This window comes from Streptomyces sp. NPDC054834 (genome assembly GCF_053611185.1).
Map to the genome: position 1 here is coordinate 37,933 of NZ_JBSGZV010000047.1, position 25,237 is coordinate 63,169.

Sequence of the window (25,237 nt, forward strand, 5' to 3'; positions counted from 1 at the left end):
GGGGTGGTGGGGCGCCGCGCCGTGACGGCGTACGGGGTGCGGGAGGTGAGGGGGCGTCAGCCGAGTACGGCCAGCGCGTCGATCTCGATGAGGAGCCCGGCGGGAAGTCCGACGTACACCGTGGTGCGCGCGGCGGGCGGCTGGGTGAGGCCCTGCTCCTCGAAGTAGGTGTTGTAGATCGCGTTCATCTCGGCGAAGTGGTCGACGTCCGTCAGATAGACGCGGATCATCATCACGTCGTCCCAACCGGCGCCGCCCTCCTCCAGGATCGCCTTGACGTTGGCGAGGGTCTGGAGGGTCTGCTCGCGCAGGGTGGGGCCGGCGGGCGTCGGCGGCTTGCCCTCCTCGGCCGGGAGGAAGCCGACCTGGCCGGCGACCTGGAGGATGTTGCCCTTCCTGACGCCGTGGGAGAACTTCGCGGGCGGGGTGGTGTGGGTCTTGGGGGTGAGCGCGATCTTCTCGGTCATGTGGCTTCCTTGATCGGGGTCCTGCCGGAGTACTCGCCGCTGACGGCGTCCGCCGTACGGCGCACCAGGGGGAGCAGGGTGAGGAGTTCGTCGGCGGTGACGACGACGTTGGGCGCGGAGACCGACATGGCGGCGACCACCCGGCCGTCGGCGCCCCGGATCGGTGCGGCGACGCAGTTGATGGACTCCTCGTGGCCGCCGAGGTCGGTGGCCCAGCCCTGTTCGCGGACCTTCTCCAACTCCCGCAGGAAAGCGGTGGGGTTGGGGGTGGAACGGGCCGTGTAGAGGGGGTAGTCGAGCTTGTCGGCGAGGGCGCGGCGCTCGGGTTCGGGGAGGTCGGCGAGGAGCAGTTTGGCGACGGCCGCGACGGTGATGGCCACGGGCTTGCCGATCCGCGAGTACATGCGCACGGGGTAGCGGCTCTCCACCTTGTCGATGTAGAGGACCTCGCCCTCCTCGTACACGGCGAGGTGGACGGTGTGCCCGCAGCTCTCGTTCAGCCGGGCCAGGTGGGGGTGGGCGATCTCGCGGATGTCGAGGTTCTCCATCGCCTCCTGGGCGAGGGCGAAGAGGCGGGCGCCGAGGCGGTAGCGCTGGTCGGACTGGCGGTAGACGAGGCCGTGTTCGTGGAGGGTGCGAAGGAGCCGCAGGGCCGTGGACTTGTGGACGCCGAGGCGGTCGGCGACCTGGCCGAGGTCGGCGGGGCCCTCGGCGAGCAGCGGCAGGATGCTCAGCGCGCGGTCGACGGTCTGGCTCATGGTGTGCGTACCTCCTCGTCGGCCCAGTCAACGGCGTGTGTCCAGCCGGGGCCGAGTCGAAGTGTCCCCCACGCCTGCTCGTCGAGGGCGGCCAGCCGGTCGGCGCGGTCGCGGGCGGGAGGGGTGGCGAGGTCGCCGGGGACGGTGAGGGCGGCGGCGGCCATGAGGTGGCCGTGCCGGAGCCGGTCGCGGACGGGGAGTCCGCGCAGGGTGGCGGAGAGGAAGCCGGCGGCGAAGGCGTCCCCGGCGCCGGTCGTCGCCACGACGTCGACCGTGAGGGCCGGGACGAAGGCGGCGCCGTCGGCGTGCAGGGCCGTCGCCCCGTGCGCGCCCTGCTTCACCACCAGGAGCTCCGGTTCCGGGAGCGCGTCCCGGATGGCGGACGGGCTGCCCTCGATGCCCCACACCTCCTCCGCCTCGTCCTGCCCGACGAAGACGAGGTCCGCGGCGCGGGCCAGTTCCAGCAGCACCCGGGGTCCGTCCGTGCCGCCCCACAGTCCGGGCCGGTGATTGACGTCGAAGGAGATCAGCGGGCGGCCGGGGCGAGGGGCGGTCAGTTCGCGCGTCAGCGCCAGGCACTGCGGGGAGAGTGCCGCGGTGATCCCGGACAGGTGCAGTACGCGTCCGGCGCGCACCTCCGTCAGGTCCACCGTGTCGGCCGACATCGCGGAGGCCGCCGACCCCGACCGGTAGTACGCCACCTCGTGGGCGTCGGTGCCCCGGTCCCCGGCGGTGCGGAAGTAGACGCCGGTCGGCCTGGCGGGGTCGCGGCGGACGGCGCTGACGTCGACGCCGTACCCGCCGATCGTCTCGACCAGGTGGTCGCCGAATCCGTCCGCGCCGACCCGGCTGACCCACCGTACGGAGTGACCGGCGGATGCCAGCACGCAGGCCACGTTGGACTCGGCGCCGCCGATCGCGCGGTCGAAGGACGGTACGTCCGCGAGGCGCCCGGGCCGGGTGGGCAGGAAGGTGACCATGGACTCGCCGAGCGCGACGACGTCCACGACGCCGGGGGCCTTGCGGGGTCCGGTGATGGTCACGATCGTCGTAGCTCCTCGGTCCGGCTGGGGTCGGCGGGCGCCGTTGACCCCGGGTGGCCGAGATGTTAGACAGCGGTAAGCGAAATACGCAACGAGTGTTGCAGATATTGCAACGGCCGATTTCAGGAGGCCTTATGAGCACCGAAGCGCTCGCCCGACTGGCCGGGGAACGCGTCGACCACCGCTTCAAGGGCCTCCCGCCGGACGCCGACGGCCTCACCGTCGGAGAGCTGGCCGCCCAGCGCCGCAACCTCTTCACCGACGGTTTCGCGACCCCGGTCCTCGCCCTGTCCGCGGAGCGCCTGGAGCACAATCTGAGGCTCATGGAGACGTACGCGGACCGGCACGGCCTCGCGTTCGCGCCGCACGGCAAGACGTCCATGGCGCCCCAGCTCTTCCAGCGGCAGATCGAGCACGGGGCGTGGGGCATCACGCTCGCGGTGCCCCACCAGGTGCGGGTGGCGCGGGCGTTCGGGATCCGGCGGGTGTTCCTCGCCAACGAGCTGGTCGACGCGGCGGCCCTGCGCTGGGTCTCCGCCGAGCTGGACGCCGACCCGTCCTTCCGGTTCGTCTGTTACGTCGACTCGGTGCGCGGCGTGGAGCTGATGGCCGCGGCGCTGAAGGGGGCCGCCCGCCCGGTGGACGTGGTGGTCGAGCTGGCCGCCGGGGAGGGTGCCCGGACCGGGGTGCGGTCGGAGGCGGAGTGCGCGGCCGTCGCGGACGCGGTGGCGTCCGTACCGACACTGCGGCTGGTCGGGGTGGCCGGTTACGAGGGCGAGGTGCCTCAGGCCGATCCGGAGCGGGTGGACGCCTGGCTGCGGCGACTGGTCGCGCTGGCCGTCGACTTCGACAAGGCGGGGCGGTTCTCGACGGCCGGCCTCGACGAGATCGTGGTGAGCGCGGGCGGCAGCGCCTGGTTCGACGCGGTGGCCGACGTCTTCGCCGGCGTCCCGGAGCTCTCCCTGCCCGTCCTGAAGCTGCTGCGCTCGGGCGCGTACGTCTCGCACGACGACGGCCACTACCGGAAGCTCACCCCCTTCAACCGCGTGCCCGAGGAGGGTGCCCTGGAGCCCGCGTTCCGGCTGTGGGCGCAGGTGGTGTCCCGCCCGTCGGCAGAGCAGGCATTCGTGAACGCGGGCAAGCGGGACGCGGCCCACGACCTCGACCTGCCCTTCGCCCAGGTGGTCCGCCGGGACGGTGTCGAACGGCCCGCCACGGGGATCTCCGTCACCGGCCTGTCCGACCAGCACGCCTGGCTCAGCACCACCGCCGAGGCGGACCTGGAGGTCGGCGACTGGCTGGGCATGGGGCTGTCCCACCCGTGCACGTCCTTCGACAAGTGGCCGCTGATCCCGGTGGCCCAGGCGGACGGCACGGTCGTCGACTACATCCGCACGTTCTTCTAGGAGGCCGGACGTGGAAGACCTAGTCATCCGGGACGCCGACGTCGTGGACGGCAGCGGTGAGCCGTCGTACCGCGCGGACGTGGTGATCGACGACGGCAGGATCACCGCCATCGTCAAGGAGGCCGCGGCGGCGGGCTGCCAGCGTCCGCGCGCGATGCGGGAGCTGGACGCGGAGGGCCTGGTCCTCTCCCCCGGCTTCATCGACATGCACGCGCACAGCGACCTGGCCCTGTTGCGCGACCCCGACCACGGCGCGAAGGCCGCGCAGGGGGTGACGCTGGAGGTCGTCGGCCAGGACGGGCTGTCGTACGCGCCGGTCGACGACCGTACGCTCGACGGGGTGCGCCGGGCGATCACCGGCTGGAACGGGCACGGCGACGACATCGACTTCGACTGGCGGTCGGTGGGCGGTTACCTGGACCGGCTGGACCGGGGCATCGCCGTGAACGCGGCCTATCTGATCCCGCAGGGCACGGTCCGCGCTGTCGTCGTCGGCTGGGAGGACCGCCCGGCGACACCGGAAGAGCTGGGCCGGATGCGGGAGCTGGTCGCGGAGGGGATGGAGCAGGGCGCGGTCGGCATGTCGTCCGGGCTCACCTACACGCCCGGCATGTACGCCGACGACGCCGAACTCACCGAGCTGTGCCGGGTGGTGGGGTCGTACGGCGGCTACTACTGCCCGCACCACCGCTCGTACGGGGCGGGCGCGCTGGAGGCGTACGCGGAGATGGTGGAACTGAGCCGGAAGGCGGGCTGCCCGCTCCATCTGGCCCACGCCACCATGAACTTCGGCGTGAACAAGGGCCGCGCGGCCGACCTGCTGGCCCTCCTGGACGACGCCCTCGCCGCCGGGGCCGACATAAGCCTCGACACCTATCCCTACACGCCCGGCTGCACGACCCTCGCCGCGCTGCTGCCGAGCTGGGCGAGCGCGGGCGGCCCGGAGGCGGTCCTCGCGCGGCTCGCGGACGGGACGACGGCCGAGCGGATCCGGCACGACCTGGAGGTCACCGGCTCGGACGGCTGCCACGGCGTACCCGTCGAGTGGGACACGATCGAGATCTCCGGCGTGGCGGACCCCGCCCTCGCCGGCCAGGTGGGGCGTACGGTCATGGAGTCGGCCCGGCAGCGCGGCGAGGCCCCCTGGACCACCGCCCGGCGGCTGCTGGTCGAGGACCGGCTGGGCTCGACGATCCTCCAGCACGTCGGCCACGAGGAGAACGTCCGGGCGATCATGCGGCACCGCACGCACACCGGCGGCTCGGACGGCATCCTCCAGGGCGCCAAGCCGCATCCGCGGGCGTACGGCACCTTCCCGCACTACCTCGGCCGCTATGTGCGGGAGTTGGGCGTGCTGTCGCTGGAGGAGTGCGTCCACCACCTCACCGCGCGGCCCGCGGCCCGGCTGCGCCTGCCGGACCGGGGGCTCGTCCGCGAGGGACACCGCGCCGACCTGGTCCTGTTCGACCCGGCGACGGTCGCGGCGGGGTCCACCTTCGAGCAGCCGCGCGCGCTGCCCGTCGGCATCCCCTACGTCCTGGTCGACGGCCGGTTCGTGATCGAGGACGGCCGCCGGACGGATGTGCTGGCGGGACGGGCGGTCCGCCGGACTCCCCGGTGACCGCCCGCCCGTCACGTCACGCCCGTCACGTCACGTCACGCCCGTCATGCCCCTGTCACGGCTTGGGCAGGGTGCAGCCGCTGAGGGTGAGGTCCAGCTTGTTGCCGGTGGTGAAGCAGGCCGGGATGTTGTAGGTCTCCTCCGCGTAGTTGACGCCCTCGCGGACGGTCACAGTGCCGTTGGCGTCGACCTCGCACGGGTTGTTCTCGGTGCAGCGCTCGCCGTCCTCGTTGCCGGTGTTGTTGACGGCGACGACCTTGCCGGTGGAGTTGTCGATGACCGGCGAGCCCGAGGTGCCGCCGATGGTCTGGCAGGCGGAGGTGTAGCGGAGCGAGTCCTTCCAGGTCCAGTCGCCCTCCTTGAGGCGGTAGACGAAGCCGTCGACGTTGCAGGCGTACGTCTTCTTCCAGTAGCCGGAGACGACCGTGATGGCGGTGCCGGCGACCGGGTGCGTGTCCTGGAGCGTCAGCGCGCTGATCCCGTAGGAGCTCTTGATCTGCGCGTACGTGGTGGTCAGCTGGTAGAGCGTGACGTCGGTGTCGGTCATCGTCGAGTACACGACCTTGCTCGCGCGCAGCGTGCCGACCCGGGTGGCCGAGGAGTTGAGCAGGCCGAAGGTGCGGCTGGAGGACTGGCCGACGATGACCTCGCCGGGATCCGGGAAGCCGGTCTCCAGGCAGTGGCCGTTGGTCATGACCAGCGCGGGGTCGCTGTCCGCGGAGCCGGGGAGGCGGACGACCGAGCCGGAGCAGTTGCTGAGCGAGACGGTGCCGGCGAAGTTGACCGCCTTGATCGCGGGTGCCGCGGCCTTGGTCACGGAGGCGGCGGCCCTGGTCGCGGCGGCGCTCTCGGTGGTGGCCGTGGCGGCGGCCGCCGGTGCCATGCCCACCCCGGTGATCACCAGGGTCGCGAGCGCGGCAAGGAGAGGCTTGTTCATGTGGGGGTCCCCTCTTGAGACGTGAGCGACCGGAGATCTTCCGGCCGCCCGTCTTGTCATGTGCATTGTGATGTGAAGAGGGGGTGACGGCAATAAGCCGCATACAAAGCGCCGCGCGTCGCGCGAGGGTCAACCCGCCACGAAACAGCCCTACTTGGGACCCTTGGTGTTCCCCCGGCCATGCCCCCTGGAGTTTCCCGGGGCGGATGTGCCCATCGTGGCGGAGGCCGTGGGCGCCGGAGTGGCCGAGGCGGTCGACGGGGCGCCGGACGGGGCGGCGGACGTGGTGCCGGGGCTCGCGGAACGCGCCGCGTCGTCCGGGGCGCCGCCGGCGGACGCCGTACCCCCCGACCTGACGGCGGCCGATGTGCCGGGCTCCGGAATGCCCGCCGTCGCGGCACCGGAGGAGTCGGCCGGGGACGCCGACCGCGCCGGTGCCGTGGTGTCATCCCCCGCCGTCGACGCCGTACGCCTGTGCGGCGCGTCCGACGACCCCGAGCCCGACAACCCGGCGATCACGGCGGCGAGGGACACGACGCACACGGCCCCGACGGCGACCGCCGTACGGCGGCCGCGCCGGCCGGCCGCCCGCCTCCGGGCTCCCCGCCCGCCGGCGTGGCGGCGCCCGGCGGGGCTGCCGACGGACGGCTCCTCGCCGACGGTCACCGGCAGCTCGCGCGTCGCGTCGTACGCGTTCTGCCAGCCGTGGGCGGCAGCCGGGTCGGCGTACTCGTCGTACGCCGGAGCCGCTACGGCCGACGGGTGGTACACGTTCGGCGGCGGCACGGGCTCGCGGTCCGGTTGCGGCTGGGCGGGCGTCGACATGGCCTGCGATTGTAGGTACCTGTGTGGTTCCTGGGACAGCTACCGGCGATAACAGACCAAACCGACCCGTCTCACGTGTCGGAAAACACGGGCCATGGGGCGTTACCGGGCCGTAAGCTCCCTGACATGCAGGTGATCCAGTCGACGAAGCTCGCCAACGTCTGTTACGAGATCCGGGGCCCGGTGCTCGAGGAGGCGATGCGGCTGGAGGCGGCGGGACACCGCATCCTGAAGCTGAACACCGGCAACCCCGCCGCGTTCGGCTTCGACTGCCCGCCGGAGATCCTCGAGGACATCCTCCGCAACGTCTCCACGGCCCACGGCTACGGCGACGCCAAGGGCCTGCTGGCCGCCCGCCGCGCGGTCGTCATGCACAACCAGACCATCGGCATCGAGACGGACGTCGAGCACGTCTTCATCGGCAACGGCGTCTCCGAGCTGATCGTGATGGCGATGCAGGGCCTGCTGGACGACGGCGACGAGGTCCTCGTACCCGCGCCGGACTACCCCCTGTGGACCGCGGCGGTCTCCCTCTCCGGCGGTACAGCGGTCCACTACCGATGCGACGAGCAGTCCGACTGGATGCCCGACCTCGCCGACGTGGAGCGCAAGGTCACCGACCGCACCAAGGCGATCGTCATCATCAACCCGAACAACCCGACGGGCGCGGTGTACGACGAGACGATGCTGCGCGGGCTGACCGACATCGCCCGCCGCCACAATCTGCTGGTCTGCTCGGACGAGATCTACGACAAGATCCTCTACGAGGGCGCGACGCACACGCCGACCGCGGCCATCGCCCCGGACCTGATGACCCTCACCTTCAACGGCATGTCGAAGGCCTACCGGGTGGCCGGGTACCGGGTGGGCTGGATGTCGATCTCCGGCCCGCGCGCGCACGCCGACTCCTACATCGAGGGCCTGACCATCCTGGCCAACATGCGCCTGTGCGCGAACATGCCGGGCCAGCACGGGGTGGTGGCCGCGCTCAGCGGGCGGCAGTCGATCAAGGACCTGGTGCTGCCGGGCGGGCGGCTGAAGGAGCAGGTGGACGTCGCCTACGACCTGCTCACCCAGATCCCGGGCGTGACGTGCGTACGGCCGAAGGGGGCGCTGTATCTGTTCCCGCGCCTGGATCCGCAGGTCTTCAAGATCAAGGACGACCGGCGGATGGTCCTGGACCTGCTCCGCCAGGAGAAGATCATGGTGGTCCAGGGGACCGGCTTCAACTGGCCCGAGCCGGACCACTTCCGGGTGGTGACCCTGCCGTCGGTGGGCGATCTGCGGGACGCGGTGACCCGGATCGGGACCTTCCTCGACGGCTACAGCCAACTTTAGACGAAATCTAAGCTAGGATGGCTTCCTGTCAGAGCACAGGAGGCCATCTCCCATGTACGAGCCGATCCGCACCAAGTCGGTCCACCGCGCGATGGCCGGCACCACCTCGAACTTCCCCCACCGGTCGCGCGAGGAGGAGCTGGACATCCAGCTCGCCGGCCACCTCGCCGCGCTCCTCGCCGTCACGGACGAACTGCGCGCACTGGCCCCCTCGGCCGACCTGGACACGGCGGCCGAACGGCTCGCCGCGCAGGTGTCGCGCCTGCGGGGCGGCCACGGCCCGCTCCGCGCGTCCACGACTCCGGCCACCGAGGCGTCGACGCTCCACCAGCGGGCCCACGCCCTCGCGGGCCGCGCCCTCGTCGTCGCGGCCTCCCGCGCCGACACGGCGGCGGCGATCCTCGCGGCGGAGCGGATGGACGCCCACGCGGCGGCCCAGGAACCGATCAGCGCCGCCCACTGACCCCCCGGGGTCCCCTCGACGGCCCCGGTCCGCGTGCACCCGCAGCGACGCGCGGACCGGGCGCCACAGCACTGCGTTGGCTTCGGCCGGGTTTCGTGGTCGGGCGGTGTGTGTATGCGCGGCGGGTCCCCTGTCGTGGGCCGAGCGACGTGCAGACCGCCGGTCAACGCCCTCGCGGCTGAGCGCCGTTGCGGCGGATGCGAGGTTGCCGCAGAGGCGGGGTTGGCGCAGAGCCAAGGTTGGCGCAGAGCGGAGGTTGCCGCGGGCACGGCCATCCGCTGCCCCTTGAAGCCGCCGCCACGTCTGATCCGCCGCCACGTCTGATCCGCCGCGACGGCGCTCAGCCATAGCGGCGGCCTGCGGCGGTACCGAACCGCGAGCAACCCACGCCGCCTCTGGCCCCACAACGCAAGCACGCCAAAGGGCCGGACCCACAACGACGTAGTTGCGGATCCGGCCCCCAGTGGAGCGTCAGGTCAGCCCAGGCGGGAGACCAGGGCGTGGTACTGGTCCCACAGTTCCTTCGGGGTGTGGCTGCCGAAGGTGTTGAGGTGCTCGGGGATCAGGGCCGCCTCCTCGCGCCAGACCTCCTTGTCGACCGTGAGCAGCAAGTCGAGGTCGGAGTCGGCGAGGTCGAGGCCGCCCGTGTCGAGGGCCTCCCGGGTCGGCAGCACGCCGATCGGGGTCTCGACGCCGTCCGCCTTGCCGTCCAGGCGCTCCACGATCCACTTCAGGACGCGGCTGTTCTCGCCGAAGCCGGGCCAGACGAACTTGCCCTCGTCGTTCTTGCGGAACCAGTTGACGTAGTAGATCTTCGGCAGCTTGGACTGGTCCTTGTCCTTGGCCACGTCGACCCAGTGGGCCATGTAGTCGCCCATGTTGTAGCCGCAGAAGGGCAGCATCGCGAACGGGTCGCGGCGCAGTTCGCCCACCTTGCCCTCGGCCGCGGCGGTCTTCTCGGAGGCCACGTTGGCGCCGAGGAAGACGCCGTGGTTCCAGTCGAAGGACTCCGTCACCAGCGGCACCGCCGACGCCCGGCGGCCGCCGAACAGGATCGCCGAGATCGGCACGCCCTTGGGGTCCTCCCACTCCGGCGCGATGATCGGGCACTGTGAGGCCGGGACGGTGAAGCGGGCGTTGGGGTGGGCGGCCGGGGTGTCGGACGCCGGGGTCCAGTCGTTGCCCTTCCAGTCCGTCAGGTGGGCGGGCTGCTCCTCGGTCATCCCCTCCCACCAGATGTCGTCGTCGTCGGTGAGGGCGACGTTGGTGAAGACCGCGTTGCCCCACAGCGTCTTCATCGCGTTGGCGTTGGTGTGCTCACCGGTACCGGGCGCGACACCGAAGAAACCGGCCTCGGGGTTGATCGCGTAGAGGCGGCCGTCCTCGCCGAACCGCATCCAGGCGATGTCGTCGCCGATCGTCTCCACCGTCCAGCCGGAGATCGTCGGCTCCAGCATGGCGAGGTTGGTCTTGCCGCAGGCGGAGGGGAAGGCCGCGGCGACGTACTTCGACTCGCCCTGCGGCGGGGTGAGCTTGAGGATCAGCATGTGCTCGGCCAGCCAGCCCTCGTCGCGCGCCATGACGGAGGCGATGCGCAGGGCGTAGCACTTCTTGCCGAGCAGGGCGTTGCCGCCGTAGCCGGAGCCGTAGGACCAGATCTCGCGGCTCTCGGGGAAGTGCGAGATGTACTTGGTCGAGTTGCAGGGCCAGGGCACGTCCTCCTGGCCGGGCTCCAGCGGGGCGCCGAGGGTGTGCACGGCCTTCACGAAGAAGCCCTCGTCGCCGAGCTCGTCCAGCACCGGCCGGCCCATGCGCGTCATCGTGCGCATCGACACGGCGACGTACGCCGAGTCCGTGATCTCCACGCCGAGCGCCGACAGCGGCGAGCCGAGCGGGCCCATGCAGAAGGGCACGACGTACATCGTGCGGCCCCGCATCGAGCCGCGGAACAGGCCGTTCTCGCCCTGGAATATGTCCCGCATCTCCGCGGGCGCCTTCCAGTGGTTGGTCGGACCCGCGTCCTCCTCCTTCTCGGAGCAGATGAAGGTCCGGTCCTCGACCCGGGCGACATCGGTCGGGTCCGACGCGGCGTAGTAGGAGTGGGGGCGCTTGACGGGGTCGAGTTTCTTGAAGGTCCCCTTGGCGACGAGCTCCTCGCTCAGTCGCTGGTACTCGGCCTCGGATCCGTCACACCAGACCACGTTGTCCGGCTGCGTCAGTTCGGCGATCTCGTTCACCCACGAGATCAGTTCCTGGTGCTTGGTGGGGATGACGGGGGGAGCCGCGATGTCGCGCGCCACGATTGCTCCTAAATGAGGGATTTTGTTCTTTTGGGCCCCGTGGGGGCTGCGGCCCGGACGCTTCGTAGCCGCTCATCCGGTGCCGACCGCACTCATTTGATCATCCGATGCTACTGCGCATCTGTCCAGAGTGCCTCACAAGTGAGCGACGTGAGGAACACCACGGTTAGCCGCACCCTTCCGGGATAACTCCGGGATCCTTTGCGTGCACGTTGGGTTCGCCTGAGAGATTTTTTGCGCTGCGGCTCCGGGTCGCCCGTGAGAGAATGGACACTCTCCGACGGTCATCGACCGGGACTCTGCCGTAACTTACGGTTCCGTAGGTACGATGCCGGTCATGACTGCGTCCGCCTCCGACGCGCCCAGGGACATGCCGGCTGCCGGCCGCGGTCCCGTCGCGCTCTCTCTGCCGCACCCGGTCAAGCCCAAGCTCCGTGGCTGGCTGCATCTGGGCATGTTTCCGGCCGTACTCATCGCGGGCCTGGTACTCACCGCCCTCGCCGACTCCGCCCGCGGCCGGATCGCCTGCGGGATCTACGTACTGACCGCCTGCCTGCTGTTCGGCGTCAGCGCGCTGTACCACCGGGGCAACTGGAGCCCGCGCGTGGACGGCATCCTGCGCAGACTCGACCACGCCAACATCTTCCTGATCATCGCGGGCACCTACACCCCGCTGACGATGCTGCTCCTGCCGGGCGCCAAGGGACAGTGGCTGCTCTGGAGCGTCTGGGCGGCGGCCGCCGCGGGCATCGTCTTCCGCGTCTTCTGGGTCGGCGCCCCACGTTGGCTCTACACCCCGTGCTACATCGCGATGGGCTGGGCGGCCGTCTTCTTCCTGCCGGACTTCCTGCACACCGGGGGCATCGCCGTCCTGGTCCTGGTGGTCGTCGGCGGCCTGCTCTACAGCGCGGGCGGCGTGATCTACGGGATCAAGCGGCCCAACCCGTCACCGCGCTGGTTCGGCTTCCACGAGGTGTTCCACTCCCTCACCCTCGCCGCCTTCGTCGTCCACTACGTGGGCATCTCTCTGGTGGCATACAAACACCGCTGAAGCTCCACTCCGCCCAGTGGCCACGGCTCGCGAGAGCCGTGGCCATTTTTCGTGCCATGACACTCGCTGGTTATTGACGGAGACCAGCATTTGGGAGTTACTCTCATTTCATGGCTACTGTCACGAACATCGAAGAGACGCGGCGTGATCCCCGCCGCTGGTGGGCTCTCGGAGCCCTGGTCGCGAGCATGCTGGTGCTCGGCTTCGACATGACGATCCTCAATGTGGCGCTGCCGAGCATGGCGGAGCAGCTCGGGGCCACCACCGGCGAACAGCAGTGGATGGCGGACGCGTACGTCATCGTCTTCGCGGCGCTGATGCTCCCCGCCGGACTGCTCGGCGACCGCTTCGGCCGCCGCCGGATGCTGATCGCCGGCCTCGGCGTCTTCCTGGCGGGCTCGCTGGTCGGCTCGCTGGCCGAGGACGTGAACTGGGTGATCGCCGCCCGCGCGTTCATGGGCATCGGCGGCGCCCTGATCACCCCGCTCGCACTGTCCATCCTGCCCTCGCTGTTCGGGTCGGACGAGCGCACCAAGGCCGTCGGCATCATCTCCGCCGCCTCCGCGCTGGGCATGCCGCTCGGCCCGATCATCGGCGGCTGGCTGCTGAACCACTTCTGGTGGGGCTCGGTGTTCCTGATCAACGTGCCCATGGTCGGCATCGGCGTCGCGGCCTGCGTCTTCCTGCTCCCCGAGACCCGCGACCCGGCCTCCCCCAAGGTCGACGCGCTCTCCACCGCGCTCACCGCGGCCGGCCTCGGCGCCCTCATCTACGCGATCATCGAGGCGCCCGACCGCGGCTGGGGCGACCCGCTGGTGGCCGGGATGTTCGCCGCCGCCGCCGTGCTCCTCACCGGACTGGTGCTGCGTGAGCGCCGGATGACCCGGCCCATGCTCGACATGACGCTGCTCGGCCAGCGCGGCTTCCTGCTCAACACCATCGCCGCGACCCTGGTGATGTTCGTCCTGTCCGGCCTGATGTTCGTCCTGCCGCCCTACCTCCAGGCCGTCCTCGGTCACGACGCCTTCGGCACCGGCCTCAGGCTGCTGCCGATGATGGGCGGGCTGATGGTCGCCGCGAAGGGCGCTCAGCCGGTCGTCGCCCGGTTCGGGGCGCGGGCCGTGGTCAGCGCGGGTCTGGTGGTGCTCGCCTTCGCCGCACTGCTCGGCAGCCGTACCAGCGTGGACTCCGGCTACGGCTTCACCGCGCTGTGGCTGTCGATCGCCGGTCTCGGCTTCGGCTTCTCGGTGGTGCCCGCGATGGACGGGGCGCTGGCGGCCCTGCCCGCCGACCGGGCCGGCAGCGGCTCGGGACTGCTGATGACGCTGCGCCAGGTCGGCGGCGCGATCGGTATCGCCCTGCTGGGCAGCCTGCTGGCGAGCGCCTTCCGCGACCGGCTGGACGTCACCGGGCTGCCCGGCGAGGCCGCGCACACCGCCGGTGAGTCGGTGGTCGCCGCGCACATCGTGGCCGAGAAGGCGGGTTCGGCCCATCTGGCGGCCTCCGCGAACGGCGCCTACGTACACGGCATGGGCCTGGTCCTGCTGGTCTGCGGCATCGCCTCCCTGGTCACCGCACTGTTCGCCGGAGCGTTCCTGCCCACCGCGCCGACCGCGAACGGCAAGCGTCCCGCCCCGGCCACGCCCGGCCAGGCCCCCGCGGCGGCCACCGACACCGCGCTCAGCACGGCCGGTCAGGCCCCCGCTGCGGAGGGACCCGCCACCGCCGCGGAGCCCCTGGCGACCGCCCCGCGCGTGGTCGCCTCCGAGCTGGATGCCTGACAATGACCACCATGACGGCACGCACCTCCTCCCCGGCGGACCGCCCGCAGCTGAGCCTGCGGGAGCGGAAGAAGATCAAGACCCGTGAGGCGATCCGCACGGCGACATACGCCCTGGTCGAGGAGCAGGGCTACGAGGCCACCACGATCGAGCAGATCGCCGACCGGGCCGAGGTCTCGCCGTCGACCGTCTTCCGGTACTTCCCGACCAAGGAGGACATCGTCCTCACGGACGAGTACGACCCGGTCCTCCTCGAGGAACTGCGCGCCCGGCCCACGGACGAACCGTGGGCCGAATCCCTGCGGCACGTGATGCACAAGGCCGTCGCCGCCGGGATGCAGGACGATCCCGAGGTGGCCCGGCTGCGGGCCCGCCTCGGGGTCGAGGTGCCGGCGGTCCGCTCCCGGATGATGGAGAGCATGTCGGCCACCGGCCGGCTGCTCTGTGAGGCGATAGCGGACCGCACCGGCCTGGCACCCGACTCCCTGGAGGTCCGGGTCCGGGCGATGTCCCTCGTCGGAGGACTGATGGAGGTCTCCATGTACTGGGCGGAGAACGGCTACCAGGGAGACCTCCGCGACCTCATGGACCGCGCCCTGGACGTCATGGAACGCGGCCTGCCCACCGAAAACCGCTGAGACCCGGCCCCCTCCCCGTGCGATCCTGACCAGGTGAACGGTCCCGAGATCCACGTCGAAGTCGCCCCCGAGCTGCGGCTGTTCGTGCCGCACGCCCGGCGCCTGGGCGCCACCCCGCTCCCCACCGACGGCGTCTCGACCCTCGGCCACGTCGTCGAGTCCCTCGGCGTACCGCTGACCGAGGTCGGCGCACTCGTCGTGGACGGCCGCGTGGTGCCCACCTCGCACGTCCCGGCGGCCGGCGAGCGGGTGGACGTACGGGCGGTCGAGCGCCCCCAGCTCGTCCCCGGCGCGCCCCTGCGCTTCCTCCTCGACGTCCATCTCGGCACCCTGGCCCGCCGGCTGCGCCTGCTCGGCGTGGACACGGCGTACGAGTCGACGGACATCGGCGATCCGGCGCTGGCCGCCCGCTCGGCGGCCGAGCAGCGGGTCATGCTCAGCCGCGACCGGGGCCTGCTGCGCCGCCGCGAACTGTGGGCGGGCGCCTACGTCTACAGCACCCGCCCCGACGACCAGCTCCGCGACGTCCTCGACCGCTTCCACCCCGACCTGCGCCCCTGGACCCGCTGCACCGCGTGCAACGGCGTGCTGCGGGACGCCACGAAGGAGGAGGTCGCCGACCAGCTCAAGCACGGCACCCAGCGCTCGTACGACGTCTTCGCCCAGTGCGCCGAGTGCGGTCGCGCCTACTGGAAGGGCGCGCACCACGACCAGTTGGAGGCCATCGTGGAGCGCGCCCTCGCGGAGTTCACCGACCGGGGCTAGCGCCTCCTCAGGTCGCCCTTCCCGCAGGCCACCCCGTCCCGGTCCGGGTCCAGGCCCAGAGGGTCGTCCTTGCCGTTGATCCTCAGGCGGCCGTAGTGGTTCTGCGCGAGCCAGCCGCAGCGGGCCGCCGTCGTCTTCCTGACCTCGGGCGGGAAGACGGTCGGCACGCACACGTTGACCGAGCCGTAGTGCCGGTCGCAGCCGGAGAGGGTGGGGCTGACCTTCTGCGCGGCGCGCTTCCTGCCGGGCCCGGAGACCTTGCCCCGGGGGGAGTCGGCGAAGGAGTGGACGTGCGCGGAGGCGTCGGAGGCGCTGAGCGCGGCCGGCCCCTGGAGATGCACCCATTTCGCCACCGAGGGCACCCCGTTGGCGTCGACCGCGAAGAGCATGTACCAGCCGGGCGGGGCCAGGTCCGGGTTGCTCGTCACGTTCAGGTCGACATTGTCGCCGTCCACGGACAGGGGCAGGTCGACGAAACGCTGGTTGGGGTCGGAGGAGTGGGTGACGGCGGCCGGGCGGATCAGTTCCGCCTTGGCGATCGGACGGTCGACGGTGATCCGCTGGGTGTCGCCGTACTTCCACTCGGTGTTGATCAGCGAGGTGATCGTCGGGCGGGTGCCCGTGTAGAGGTAGGGCGGGGTGTAGATCGACACGTTGTGGTTCCAGGTGCCGTTGCCCGGGTTGTCACCGGTGGCCATCACCCGGCCGTCGGGCAGCAGGAACGCCGAGGAGTGGTAGCCGCGGGCCTCGGGGTCGGCGGCCACCGGATCGAAGGCGGAGGTCGCCGGGTCGTAGATGGACGACTCGTACACCGGATTGGCCCGGTTGTGCAGCGCGCCGCCCGTCTCCAGCACCTTGCCGTCGGGCAGCAGCACGGCGGAGACGTACATCTTGCCCTGGCCACCGGTCTCCGGCTGTGGTCCGCCTCCGAGGTCGACCGTGCCCTGCGGCAGCGGCGGCCCGGCGACGTACGAGGGGTCGGCCCGCTTGAGGTCGATGATGTCGGTCAGGCGGTTCGCGTCCGGGTTGGAGTCGATGTTGCCGCCGCCCAGGGTGAGGACCTTCTGGTCCTGCGCCGGCGGCAGCAGCACGCTCGCCGACTGGTCGCGCTCGTCCTTGTTCCGCAGGCCCGGGATCTGCGTGATCGTGTTGGCGCCGTAGTCGTAGACCGCCGAGCCGGTGCCCGGAATGTTGTTGCCGAAGACGTGGCTGCCCGAGTAGAAGAGGCGGCCGTCCTGCATCAGGATCATCGAGGGGTACAGCCCCCAGTACGACCAGGTCTGGTTGACCTGCCACAGTGCCAGCCACTTCTGCTGGGCGTCCGACCAGTACTCGGCGGTCACCGAGCCGGTCGAGTCCTCGCGCAGCCCGCCGAAGGAGATCACGTCACCGTTGCCGAGCTCGGTCGCCGACGGGTACCAGTGGCCGTCGTTCAGGTCGTTGGTCCTGCTGTAGGTCTCGGTCCTCGGGTCGAAGATGTACGAGTCCTTGAAGCCCTCGTAGCCGTGCCCGCCCGCGACCGGGTACGCCTTGTTGCCGCTCATGACGAGCACGCGCCCGTCCTGGAGCTGGACGTGTCCGGCGCAGAACATGTCCTTCGGCGTCGGGATCACCTTGTAGGTGCCGTTCGCCGGGTCGTACACGGCGCTGGTGAACGAGCCCGCGTCGAACTGCTCCTCGCTGTTGCCGGAGCCCGCGATGAGCAGCACCTTGCCGTTGTTGAGGACGACGGAGTGCATGGAGCGGACCGGGTTCCGCGCGGGCAGCACCGACCAACTGCCGTTCGCACACTGGTCGGTGGTGCCGGTGCATGTGGGGGGCGGGACGGTGTCCCGGACCTGCTCCATCGTGTAGTCGTCGGTGGTCGCCGACCCGGTGCCGTACACCGACACACCCCAGGTGATCCGGTCGGTGCCGGCCGGGACCTCGGGGGTGCGGACCGTGGCCTCGGTCCAGGCGGAGGCCATGTCCAGGGTCTTGAGGTCGGTCCAGTACTGCCAGCCGGCGGTCGCGTCGTGCCGGAACAGCGTGACGGAGGTGTCCGGGGTCGTCGACCTGTACCAGAGCGACAGGTCGTACTGCTTGCCCACGCTCACCGCCGGCGCGCACTCCGTCGACTCGGTGATCAGGGCCTTGCGGTCGCCGCCGACGCGGCGGGTGAGCGTGACCTTCATGGCCTTGCCGCCGGAGTGGGCGTCGGTCGTGGTGTCGTAGGTGAAGTCGTTGTCGCCCCAGCCCGACTTCTCCCAGCAGTACGGCATGCCGTCCGTGCCCGCGGTCTCGAAGCCGGGGTTCCTGATGTGGTTGGCGGCCTCGGCGGACTGGGGTGAGGTGAGGAGGAGGCCGACGGTCAGGGCCCCCACCCCGGCCAGTGCGGTCCTTCTTCGGCGCATGTTCACACGGCTCCCTTTGTGGCAGTACGGCTCCCGCGGCGGCGGCGCGGGAGATACACCAGCGCTTCCGTCCCGGCGAAGCGCAGGACGAACGTCGTCACCAGCGCGAGCGCGGTGGCGGGCAGTGCGCCCATCCCGAACCGGTCGACGAACAGCGCGATCAGCGGGATGCGCAGCACGAGGTCGGCGTTGGCGAGCAGCGCGAACCGGCCGGCGCGGTCCCACCAGCGCCGGTGCCCGCGCCGGTCGCGGAACAGCAGTTGCTCGATGAGCAGGAAGTTCCAGGCCACGCCGAACTGGTTGGCGAGGATCTCGGCGGGGACGTAGTGCATCCCGAGCACGGTCAGCGCCCACAGCCCGACGAGGTTCGGGACGAAGCCGGTGGCGCCGATCAGGCCGAAGCCGGCCATGCGGGCGACCGGCGAGGCGGTGCGCAGGCCGGCCAGGTGGCGCAGGAAGCGCATGCCCTCCTGTGCGGACGACTTGGACTCGCCGGCGAACCGGTCCTGGAAGACGAACGGCACCTCGGTGACCCGGCGCGGGCGGCTGCGCACGGCCAGCTCGAGCAGGATCTTGTAGCCGAGCGGTTTGAGCACGTCGGCGGTGACAGCGCTGCGCCGGATGGCGAAGAAGCCGCTCATCGGGTCGCTGATGCCGCGCAGCCTGCGGGGGAAGAGGGACTTGGTCAGCCAGGTCGCCCCGCGGGAGACGGCGACCCGGTAGCCGCCCGCGAGCCCGGCGCGGCTGCCGCCCTTGGTGTACCGGGAGGCGACGACGAGCCCGGCGTTCGCCCGTTCGCCGGTGGCGACCAGCTCGGGGACGAGGGAGGGCGGGTGCTGGCAGTCGCCGTCCATGACGACGATCCACTCGGAGGCGGCCGCTTCGAGACCCTCGACGACCGCCCCGCCGAGCCCGCCCACCGGTTCCTCGCGGTGCAGCACGGTCACCGGGAACGGGCAGTCCTGCGCGGCCTGCCGGATGACGTCCGGGGTGTCGTCTGTGGAGTCGTCCACGAAGACCACCTCGCAGGGCAGCCGGGACGGCACCGACTCGGTGATCTGCTGGAGGAGCCGGCGGATGTTCGCGGACTCGTTGAAGGTCGGTACGACGATGGTGACCGCGCCCGGCTCGGCCACCTCCGCCGCCCGTGCCGCCGGGTCGCCCAGCTCGCCGGGGACGGTGTACTCGTGGCTGCTCATCGGGCGCCTCCCGCGCCGGCGGTCCGGATCCGCCGGATCTCGATGCGGTCCGGGCCGGTGCCGAAGGTGGCGACCGGGGTGGAGTGCTGGATGGCGGCCCGTACGCTGGGCAGGTCGCGGGCGTCGCGCCGGACCGTCGGCGAGGCGACCACGTAGTCGAGGTCCCGCCAGCCGTGCGGCATGGTCCTGGTGACGGCCGGATCGAGGTCTGCCTTGTAGAACCAGATCGCCCCGAGCCCGGGCCGGTACCCGGCGTGCACCAGGTCCAGCCAGAGCGCGTCGTCGACCAGGACCCGGGTGTCCTCAGGGTCCTCGACCTCGCTGCCGAGCCACTTCGAGGCCTGCCGGTAGGGGGCGCCCGCATCGGTGGTGACGGCGGTGTGGTCGCCGTCGTACCAGTGCGGTACGACGTAGGCGCCGGCGGCGACGGCGAGGACCGCGGCGAGCGCGTACCGGCCGCCGGTGACGTATCGCCTCTCGCCCTGCGCCCGCCATCTGCGCAGCACTGCGTGGACGACGGACGCGGCGCCCCCGGCGAGCACGAGGGCGAGGAAGGGCAGGGCTCCGATGATGTACATGGCGGGCAGGTAGCCGTTCGGCCGCATGGCCACGGCGGCCAGGATCGCCACGGTCAGGGCCGGTCCGGCCAGGGCACGGGCGGTGACCGACCAGCGCCAGGTGGCCAGCAGCAACAGGGCGCCGGCGAGGCCGCCGAGGGGCAGGACGCGGTCGTAGTACAGCCAGGAGTGCAGCACCCCGTACGAGCCGGAGGACCGGTCGAGGATGAAGCCCGAGCCGGGCCTGGACATCTGGTACGTGATCCCGTCCCAGAGCGAGACGTGCCCGCCGCCGGGGAGCAACTCGCCCTTGAGCAGGGCGAAGAGTGGATAGGAGAAGCCGATCAGGGCGCAGGCGGTGACGGCGCCGGTGAGGGCGAACTTGCGGGTGTCGCGGTGGCTGTGCCGCCACATCGTGACGAACAGGGCGGGCAGGACGACGAGCATCGTCTCCTTGGTGAGCACGCCCGCCGCCGCCGCGAGTCCCGCGCCGAAGTGGTGCCAGAGGTGGCGGCTGGGAGAGGCGGCGAGGCAGAACGCCAGCAGCAGCCACATCACCGCGATGTTGTCGAGGAAGATCTCGCGCTGGAGGACGACCGACAGCGGGGACAGCCCGAAGAGCGCCATGCCGAGTCCGGCGGCCCAGCGGGGCAGGGACAGCCGCCGCCCGAGGACGTAGACCAGGACCGCGCTGACCGCGCTGACCAGGAGCATCGCTGTGCGCATGCTGCCGACGGTCATCGAGCCGGGGCTGAGCGCGGACGGGATCCAGGTGAGCAGGGCTATCTGGATCCAGCCCAGCGGCGGATGGTCGTACCAGTAGGTGTAGTGGGCCAGGCCCCTGCCCTGCTGGACGGCCCAGGCCTGGGCGAGATAGGTGCCCTCGTCGTCGCTGAGGGTCGGGTAGTCGGCGATGTTCCAGCCCTGGACGACGAGGATCGCGATCAGCAGGGCACCGCACAGGAGCAGGTCGGGGCGGGAGGAGCGGAGTCGCACCGGCAGGCGCGTTCGACCGGTCGAACGCACTTCAGGCACAGGTCGGTGTCGCGCGGGGACCTGAGCAGCGGTCACCGCGGGAAGGGTGGAGGTCACGCAGGAACGTCCTCTCGGATCGTCTCGGCCGCGGTGAGGTGCGCGCCGACGTGAGTGGTCAACTCCCAGTCGTTGCGGCCACGCTGCTCGCGCCAGACGGCGCGGATCGCGGCCCCGGCGAGGAGGACCTGGTAGAAGGGCCCGCCCGCGATGAGCTTCACGTAGTGGACGAAGCGGACGCGCAGGCCGTACTGGATGCCGAAGTCGTTCAGCCCGACCACCTCGAAGACGAAGGTGACGGCGGCGGTGACCAGCGGCAGGAAGGTGAGGAAGGCGATCCCGATGGGGACGTCGAGGAAGAGCGCGACGGCGGCGTTGAGCGGGATGACCACGCCGGAGAAGGCCTGGAGGAACGGCGTCATCAGCGTGTACCGGGCGAGCAACCGCTGTCCGAAGCCCGGCAGTTGCCTCCAGTCCTTCTTCCGGTACACCTGGAGGAAGCCCTGGTTCCAGCGGGTGCGCTGTTTCAGCAGCGACATGAGGCTGCCGGGCGTCTCCTCACGGGTGACCATGTCGGAGTCGTAGGCGACGACGACCTTCTTGCCGACGCTGGACAGGCGCACGCCCAGGTCGCAGTCCTCGGCCAGGCAGTTCGGGTCCCAGCCGTCCGCTTCCCTGAGGACGCCGGTCCGTACGAAGACGGTGTTGCCGCCGAGCGGGATGAACCCCTTCTGCGCGTGCAGGTGCAGCCGGGAGCGGAACCAGAAGAAGTACTCCAGGCAGTTGCGCAGGCTGTACCAGCTGGAGTGGAAGTTGATGAGCTGGACGCCGCCCTGGACGACGTCGGCGCCCGTGGTGCGGAACGCGTGGTCGACGTGGGCGAGCAGCTCGGGATGTACCTGGTCCTCGGCGTCGAAGACCCCGACGACGTCGCCACGGCAGTGCGGCAGCGCCGTGTTCATGGCCTTCGGCTTGTTCTTCTTCTCGTGGGTGTCGACGACGACCCGGACGCGCGGGTCACGCTCGGCGGCCCTGCGGGCCACCTCCGTGGTCTCCGGATCGTCGTGCCCGACGATCACGATGATCTCGAAGTCGGTGTGAGTGGACTCCAGCAGCCGCTGGATCGTGTGGTCCAGCACGGCCTGTTCGTGCCGGGCCGGCAACAGCAGCGAGAACGACACGTGTTCGTCGCCGTCCGGTCTGCTGAAACGGGTGGAGGCGAGCACTTCGGGCGTGCGCCACGCGTGCATCTGCCACCACAAGGTGAAGGCCGCCATCCAGAACAGGGCCAGTGAGACGGCAGCGATGAAGACGGACGTCAGCAAGAAAGATCCCCCCAGATCCCCAAGTCCCCCTGCCGCGACGGCGGGTTACAACCGTCGCGGCACTGTGGGGAGCCTAGGGGGGAACTGTGAAGCGAGGGCACTGTTCCGATAAATAGCATGTTTCGGAACGGTGGTATGGGAAGCGGTATCTATCCGAACACTTACCCAATTCCGACAAGATGTACGGCCTGTTCTCCGCGCGTTTCAGCCGTTCAGGGCGGCGCGCAGCCGCTCCGGGTCGGTCGTCGGGGCGTCGCACGTGAAGTTACGGCAGACGTACCCGGTCGGCGCACCGTCCACGAGGGGCCGGTCGGCGAGGAGCGGGAACTCGTCACCGTCCGAGGTGCCGACGGCGACGACCGCGCCCGGGGCGGTGCCCAGAAGTGCCGTACGGTGCAAGGTCCTTGTGGCCGGGTCGTCGAGCGAGGGACCGACGACGGCGACCTCGCGAGGCCCGTCGAGGAGTGCCTCCGCGACGGCCAGCCCCCACCCGACGAACCGCGGGACGCGCGGGCCGAGCGCCTTCACGACGCCCAACGCCTTCTCGGCGGCGGTCCGATGGGCCTCGGAACCCGTGTGGGCGGCATAGCCCAGCAGGGCGCCCGCGGCGGCCGTCCAGCCGGAGGGGGCTGCGTTGTCCGTAGGGTCCTGGGGCCGGCGGATCAGCCGCTCGGCGTCGGCCGCGGTGTCGTAGAGGGCGCCGGTCTCCGGGTCGGTGAAGCGGGTGAGCACATGGCCGAGGAGCAGCCCGGCGAATTCCAGCCACACCCCCTCGCCGGTCACGGACGCCAGCGCGAGGAAGCCCTCGGCGACATCGGCGTAGTCCTCCAGCACACCGGCGTTGGCGCCGGCCCGGCCGTCACGGCTGGTGCGGGCCAGACGGGCGTGCTCGTCCAGGTGCAGCCGTACGAGGAGATCGGCGGCGCCGACCGCGGCCTCGACCAGGTCGGGGCGGTCGAAGTAGGCGCCGGTCTCGGCGAGGGCGGCGATGGCGAGGCCGTTCCAGGCGGCGACCACCTTGTCGTCGCGGCCGGGGGCGGGGCGCTCGCCGCGCACGCGCAGCAGGCGCTCGCGGACGGCCGCGACCCGGTCGGCTTCGAACACGCCGTCCTGCTGCGGGAGTTGCAGGACCGACTGCCCGTGCTCGAAGGTGCCCTCCTCGGTCACGCCGAAGTACCGGGCGGCGAGTTCGGCGTCCTCCGGGCCGAGCGCGTCCGTCAGCTGCTGCGGCGTCCACACGTAGTACGCGCCCTCGACGTGCCGGCCCGTGCCGCCCTCCCGTCGCCCACCACCACCCTTCTGAAGACGCGCTTCGCGCGGCACCTCCTCTTCGCTGTCGGCGTCCAGCGCGGAGGCGAACCCGCCTTCGGCCGTGCGCAGTTCGCGGACCATGAAGTCGGCGGTCTCCAGGGCTACCCGGCGGGCGAGCTCCGAACCAGTGGCCCGCCACAGGTGGGCGTACACACGACACAAAAGGGCATTGTCGTAAAGCATCTTCTCAAAATGGGGCACGATCCAGTCGCGGTCGACGGAGTAGCGGGCGAAGCCGCCGCCGAGCTGGTCGTAGATCCCGCCGCGCGCCATGCGCTCACAGGTGTCCCGCGCCATCTGGAGGGCGCCCTCGGCGCCGGTGCGGGCGTGGTGGCGCAGCAGGAACTCGAGGACCATCGACGGCGGGAACTTGGGCGCACCGCCGAAGCCGCCGCGCTGCGGGTCGTACTCGCGGGTGAGACCGAGGAGGGCCTGGGCGAGCTCCTCCTCGCCGGGGACCTGCGCCGTCCGGTAGCCGATCTCCCGCTGCGAGAGGTCCCGCACGATCTTCCCGGCGACCTCGGTCACCTCGTCGTTGCGCTCGCTCCAGGCGTGCCGGACACCTTCCAGCACCTGCCGGAAGGAGGGCATGCCGTGCCGGGGGGCGGGCGGGAAGTAGGTGCCGAAGTAGAACGGCTCGGCGCCCGGCGTGAGGAAGACCGTCATGGGCCAGCCGCCCTGCCCGGTCGCCGCCTGGACGGCCTCCATGTAGACGGCGTCGACGTCCGGGCGTTCCTCGCGGTCGACCTTGATGCTGACGAAGTGGTCGTTGAGGTAGTCGGCGGTGACCTGGTCCTCGAAGCTTTCCGTCGCCATGACATGGCACCAGTGGCAGCTGCTGTACCCGACGCTGAGCAGCACGGGTTTGTTGGTCTCGCGGGCCTCTTCGAAGGCCTCGGCCGACCAGGGCCACCAGTCGACGGGGTTGTCGGCGTGCTGGAGCAGGTACGGGGACGTCTCATGGGCCAGTCGGTTCACCGTTCCACTCTCCCACGGTGTCGGGGGCGGCGTAGAAGCGCAGGTTCACCCGGCGCGCCCCCTCCGGGACGTCCTCGTCGGAGTGGCCGTAGCGGTCGAGGAGTTCCTGGTAGTCGCGGACGAAGGCGTGCAGGTCCTCCTTGGTCATCCAGGTGCCGGCGCGCTGCACCTGGGCCCAGCCCTGCGGCCCCCGGTACTCCTCATGGGCGCGGCGGAACAGTCTGGTGTCGATCTCGATCCTGAGCAGGGCGAGGTGTTCGGCGGCCGCGTACTCCTCCGGGGACATCGTGGCGGGGTCGGGCGTGGCGTGACTGAAGGGCAGGGCCCGCCACCAGCGTTCGCGGCCGCCGGACTTCTCCGGGATCTCCTCGATGAGCCGCTGCTCGGCGAGTTTGCGCAGGTGGTAGCTGGTGGTGCCGGAGCTCTCACCGAGTTCGCGGGCGAGCACGGTGGAGTTCGCCTCGCCGTGCCGGCCGAGGTAGTCGAGGATCCGGCGGCGCAGGGGGTTGCCGAGGGACTTGTACAGAGCGGTGCGCTCAAGGCTGGTCATCTCGGTCATGCCGTCACGGTATCCCTGAGACATCCCCGATTTCCGCAGAAATTTCTTTGCAGAATTTTCTCTGCGTTCTAGGGTGGGGGCATGCGATCGAAACGGATCCTGACCCTGCTCGGCGTGGCCGCGGCCCTGCTGGTGCCGTGGATGGTGGTGCTCGGCCTGACTCTCCCGGCGAGCACCGAGGTCCGGCACTGGTCCCTCGCCTGGATCGGCCTCGACGTCTTCATGGCCACGGGCTGCGCCGCCACCGCGCTCCTGGGCCTGCGCGGCGACGCCCGAGCCCGCCTCACCGCCTCCGCGACAGCCGCCGTCGCGGTCCTCGACGCCTGGTTCGACATAACCACGGCGCCCTCGGGCGCCGCCCTGTTCCAGGCCGCCGCCTGCGCGGTGGCGGAGGCCGCGCTCGCCACCGCCTGCGTGCTTCTGGCACTCCGTGATCGTCGGCCCTCTCGCGCTCCCGCTTCCCCCGAAGGACACTCATAGGCAAAGAAGT

At 71.0% G+C, this 25,237-nt stretch carries 21 protein-coding genes; 10 read left to right on the forward strand and 11 right to left on the reverse strand.

Going from position 1 to position 25,237, the window contains the following annotated elements; all coding sequences use genetic code 11:
• Positions 1-56: 56 nt before the first annotated feature.
• The 3 genes from ACWGJM_RS39785 to ACWGJM_RS39795 are packed head-to-tail and all read right to left on the reverse strand — an operon-like array spanning position 57 to position 2,268.
• On the reverse strand, positions 57-467 hold the full coding sequence (locus ACWGJM_RS39785; protein WP_453416624.1) for a RidA family protein: 411 nt from the start codon (positions 465-467) through the stop codon (positions 57-59).
• Complete coding sequence (locus tag ACWGJM_RS39790) at positions 464-1,225, reverse strand: IclR family transcriptional regulator (RefSeq protein WP_453416625.1); 762 nt, start codon at positions 1,223-1,225, stop codon at positions 464-466. The genes ACWGJM_RS39785 and ACWGJM_RS39790 overlap by 4 nt, the downstream gene beginning before the upstream one ends.
• Positions 1,222-2,268: a sugar kinase gene (locus ACWGJM_RS39795; protein WP_453416626.1), complete on the reverse strand. Its 1,047-nt coding sequence runs from the start codon at positions 2,266-2,268 to the stop codon at positions 1,222-1,224. Before ACWGJM_RS39795 ends, ACWGJM_RS39790 begins: the two co-directional genes overlap by 4 nt.
• Before the next feature lie 134 nt (positions 2,269-2,402).
• On the opposite strand from ACWGJM_RS39795, the gene ACWGJM_RS39800 reads away from it, so the two are divergent.
• Positions 2,403-3,674 carry an amino acid deaminase gene (locus tag ACWGJM_RS39800; RefSeq protein WP_453416627.1) on the forward strand — a complete coding sequence of 424 codons (1,272 nt, stop codon included), beginning with the start codon at positions 2,403-2,405 and terminating at the stop codon, positions 3,672-3,674.
• Between the two features lie 10 nt (positions 3,675-3,684).
• Complete coding sequence (locus ACWGJM_RS39805; protein ID WP_453416628.1) at positions 3,685-5,295, forward strand: N-acyl-D-amino-acid deacylase family protein; 1,611 nt, start codon at positions 3,685-3,687, stop codon at positions 5,293-5,295.
• 55 nt (positions 5,296-5,350) lie between these two features.
• On the opposite strand, the gene ACWGJM_RS39810 is transcribed toward ACWGJM_RS39805, so the two are convergent.
• Entirely contained in the window at positions 5,351-6,232 is an 882-nt protein-coding gene (locus tag ACWGJM_RS39810) for a S1 family peptidase (RefSeq protein ID WP_453416629.1), read from the reverse strand.
• Positions 6,233-6,449: 217 nt separating this feature from the next.
• On the opposite strand from ACWGJM_RS39810, the gene ACWGJM_RS39815 reads away from it, so the two are divergent.
• The 3 genes from ACWGJM_RS39815 (at position 6,450) to ACWGJM_RS39825 (ending at position 8,858) form a co-directional block, all read left to right on the forward strand.
• Positions 6,450-7,109 (forward strand): hypothetical protein, encoded by a 660-nt coding sequence (locus ACWGJM_RS39815; protein WP_453416630.1) that lies wholly within the window; start codon positions 6,450-6,452, stop codon positions 7,107-7,109.
• 74 nt (positions 7,110-7,183) lie between these two features.
• Complete coding sequence (locus ACWGJM_RS39820) at positions 7,184-8,395, forward strand: pyridoxal phosphate-dependent aminotransferase (protein ID WP_453416631.1); 1,212 nt, start codon at positions 7,184-7,186, stop codon at positions 8,393-8,395.
• Positions 8,396-8,447: 52 nt separating this feature from the next.
• Complete coding sequence (locus ACWGJM_RS39825; RefSeq protein WP_453416632.1) at positions 8,448-8,858, forward strand: SCO4983 family protein; 411 nt, start codon at positions 8,448-8,450, stop codon at positions 8,856-8,858.
• Positions 8,859-9,334: 476 nt separating this feature from the next.
• On the opposite strand, the gene ACWGJM_RS39830 is transcribed toward ACWGJM_RS39825, so the two are convergent.
• A complete protein-coding gene (locus ACWGJM_RS39830) occupies positions 9,335-11,158 on the reverse strand; it encodes a phosphoenolpyruvate carboxykinase (GTP) (RefSeq protein ID WP_453416633.1) in 1,824 nt (607 codons plus the stop codon).
• A 337-nt stretch (positions 11,159-11,495) separates the two neighbouring features.
• On the opposite strand from ACWGJM_RS39830, the gene trhA reads away from it, so the two are divergent.
• From trhA to ACWGJM_RS39850, 4 genes are all read left to right on the forward strand, one after another.
• Positions 11,496-12,209, forward strand: coding sequence for a PAQR family membrane homeostasis protein TrhA (trhA, locus tag ACWGJM_RS39835; protein WP_453416634.1), 714 nt, complete (start codon positions 11,496-11,498; stop codon positions 12,207-12,209).
• 110 nt (positions 12,210-12,319) lie between these two features.
• A complete protein-coding gene (locus ACWGJM_RS39840; RefSeq protein WP_453416635.1) occupies positions 12,320-13,990 on the forward strand; it encodes a DHA2 family efflux MFS transporter permease subunit in 1,671 nt (556 codons plus the stop codon).
• Positions 13,991-13,992: 2 nt separating this feature from the next.
• Positions 13,993-14,628, forward strand: coding sequence for a TetR/AcrR family transcriptional regulator (locus ACWGJM_RS39845; protein ID WP_453416636.1), 636 nt, complete (start codon positions 13,993-13,995; stop codon positions 14,626-14,628).
• A gap of 33 nt (positions 14,629-14,661) precedes the next feature.
• Positions 14,662-15,393, forward strand: coding sequence for a Mut7-C RNAse domain-containing protein (locus ACWGJM_RS39850; protein ID WP_453416637.1), 732 nt, complete (start codon positions 14,662-14,664; stop codon positions 15,391-15,393).
• Here ACWGJM_RS39850 and ACWGJM_RS39855 read toward each other — a convergent pair.
• The 6 genes from ACWGJM_RS39855 to ACWGJM_RS39880 form a co-directional block, all read right to left on the reverse strand.
• Positions 15,390-17,786, reverse strand: a complete 2,397-nt coding sequence (locus ACWGJM_RS39855) for a galactose oxidase-like domain-containing protein (protein ID WP_453416638.1) — start codon at positions 17,784-17,786, stop codon at positions 15,390-15,392. The genes ACWGJM_RS39850 and ACWGJM_RS39855 overlap by 4 nt on opposite strands.
• A 2-nt stretch (positions 17,787-17,788) precedes the next feature.
• Positions 17,789-18,985, reverse strand: coding sequence for a glycosyltransferase (locus tag ACWGJM_RS39860; protein WP_453416639.1), 1,197 nt, complete (start codon positions 18,983-18,985; stop codon positions 17,789-17,791).
• The gene (locus tag ACWGJM_RS39865) at positions 18,982-20,634 is read right to left on the reverse strand and encodes an ArnT family glycosyltransferase (RefSeq protein ID WP_453416640.1); all 1,653 of its coding nucleotides are present in this window, start codon (positions 20,632-20,634) and stop codon (positions 18,982-18,984) included. Before ACWGJM_RS39865 ends, ACWGJM_RS39860 begins: the two co-directional genes overlap by 4 nt.
• Positions 20,631-21,899 (reverse strand): glycosyltransferase, encoded by a 1,269-nt coding sequence (locus ACWGJM_RS39870; RefSeq protein ID WP_453416641.1) that lies wholly within the window; start codon positions 21,897-21,899, stop codon positions 20,631-20,633. Before ACWGJM_RS39870 ends, ACWGJM_RS39865 begins: the two co-directional genes overlap by 4 nt.
• Positions 21,900-22,103: 204 nt before the next feature.
• Complete coding sequence (locus ACWGJM_RS39875; RefSeq protein WP_453416642.1) at positions 22,104-24,188, reverse strand: thioredoxin domain-containing protein; 2,085 nt, start codon at positions 24,186-24,188, stop codon at positions 22,104-22,106.
• Positions 24,169-24,747 carry an ArsR/SmtB family transcription factor gene (locus tag ACWGJM_RS39880; RefSeq protein ID WP_453416643.1) on the reverse strand — a complete coding sequence of 193 codons (579 nt, stop codon included), beginning with the start codon at positions 24,745-24,747 and terminating at the stop codon, positions 24,169-24,171. The genes ACWGJM_RS39875 and ACWGJM_RS39880 overlap by 20 nt, the downstream gene beginning before the upstream one ends.
• Before the next feature lie 81 nt (positions 24,748-24,828).
• Here ACWGJM_RS39880 and ACWGJM_RS39885 point away from each other — a divergent pair, with 81 nt between their 5' ends.
• A complete protein-coding gene (locus ACWGJM_RS39885) occupies positions 24,829-25,227 on the forward strand; it encodes a hypothetical protein (protein ID WP_453416644.1) in 399 nt (132 codons plus the stop codon).
• Positions 25,228-25,237 lie beyond the last annotated feature (10 nt).

Excerpts from the sequence above, each read along its gene's own strand:
- ACWGJM_RS39790 (WP_453416625.1), bottom strand. The coding sequence starts at position 1,225 with ATGAGCCAGACCGTCGACCGCGCGCTGAGCATCCTGCCGCTGCTCGCC.
- ACWGJM_RS39800 (WP_453416627.1), top strand. The coding sequence starts at position 2,403 with ATGAGCACCGAAGCGCTCGCCCGACTGGCCGGGGAACGCGTCGACCAC.
- ACWGJM_RS39840 (WP_453416635.1), top strand. The coding sequence starts at position 12,320 with ATGGCTACTGTCACGAACATCGAAGAGACGCGGCGTGATCCCCGCCGC.
- ACWGJM_RS39820 (WP_453416631.1), top strand. The coding sequence starts at position 7,184 with ATGCAGGTGATCCAGTCGACGAAGCTCGCCAACGTCTGTTACGAGATC.
- ACWGJM_RS39880 (WP_453416643.1), bottom strand. The coding sequence starts at position 24,747 with ATGACCGAGATGACCAGCCTTGAGCGCACCGCTCTGTACAAGTCCCTC.
- ACWGJM_RS39810 (WP_453416629.1), bottom strand. The coding sequence starts at position 6,232 with ATGAACAAGCCTCTCCTTGCCGCGCTCGCGACCCTGGTGATCACCGGG.
- ACWGJM_RS39785 (WP_453416624.1), bottom strand. The coding sequence starts at position 467 with ATGACCGAGAAGATCGCGCTCACCCCCAAGACCCACACCACCCCGCCC.
- ACWGJM_RS39845 (WP_453416636.1), top strand. The coding sequence starts at position 13,993 with ATGACCACCATGACGGCACGCACCTCCTCCCCGGCGGACCGCCCGCAG.
- trhA (WP_453416634.1), top strand. The coding sequence starts at position 11,496 with ATGACTGCGTCCGCCTCCGACGCGCCCAGGGACATGCCGGCTGCCGGC.
- ACWGJM_RS39885 (WP_453416644.1), top strand. The coding sequence starts at position 24,829 with ATGCGATCGAAACGGATCCTGACCCTGCTCGGCGTGGCCGCGGCCCTG.
- ACWGJM_RS39825 (WP_453416632.1), top strand. The coding sequence starts at position 8,448 with ATGTACGAGCCGATCCGCACCAAGTCGGTCCACCGCGCGATGGCCGGC.
- ACWGJM_RS39855 (WP_453416638.1), bottom strand. The coding sequence starts at position 17,786 with ATGCGCCGAAGAAGGACCGCACTGGCCGGGGTGGGGGCCCTGACCGTC.
- ACWGJM_RS39860 (WP_453416639.1), bottom strand. The coding sequence starts at position 18,985 with ATGAGCAGCCACGAGTACACCGTCCCCGGCGAGCTGGGCGACCCGGCG.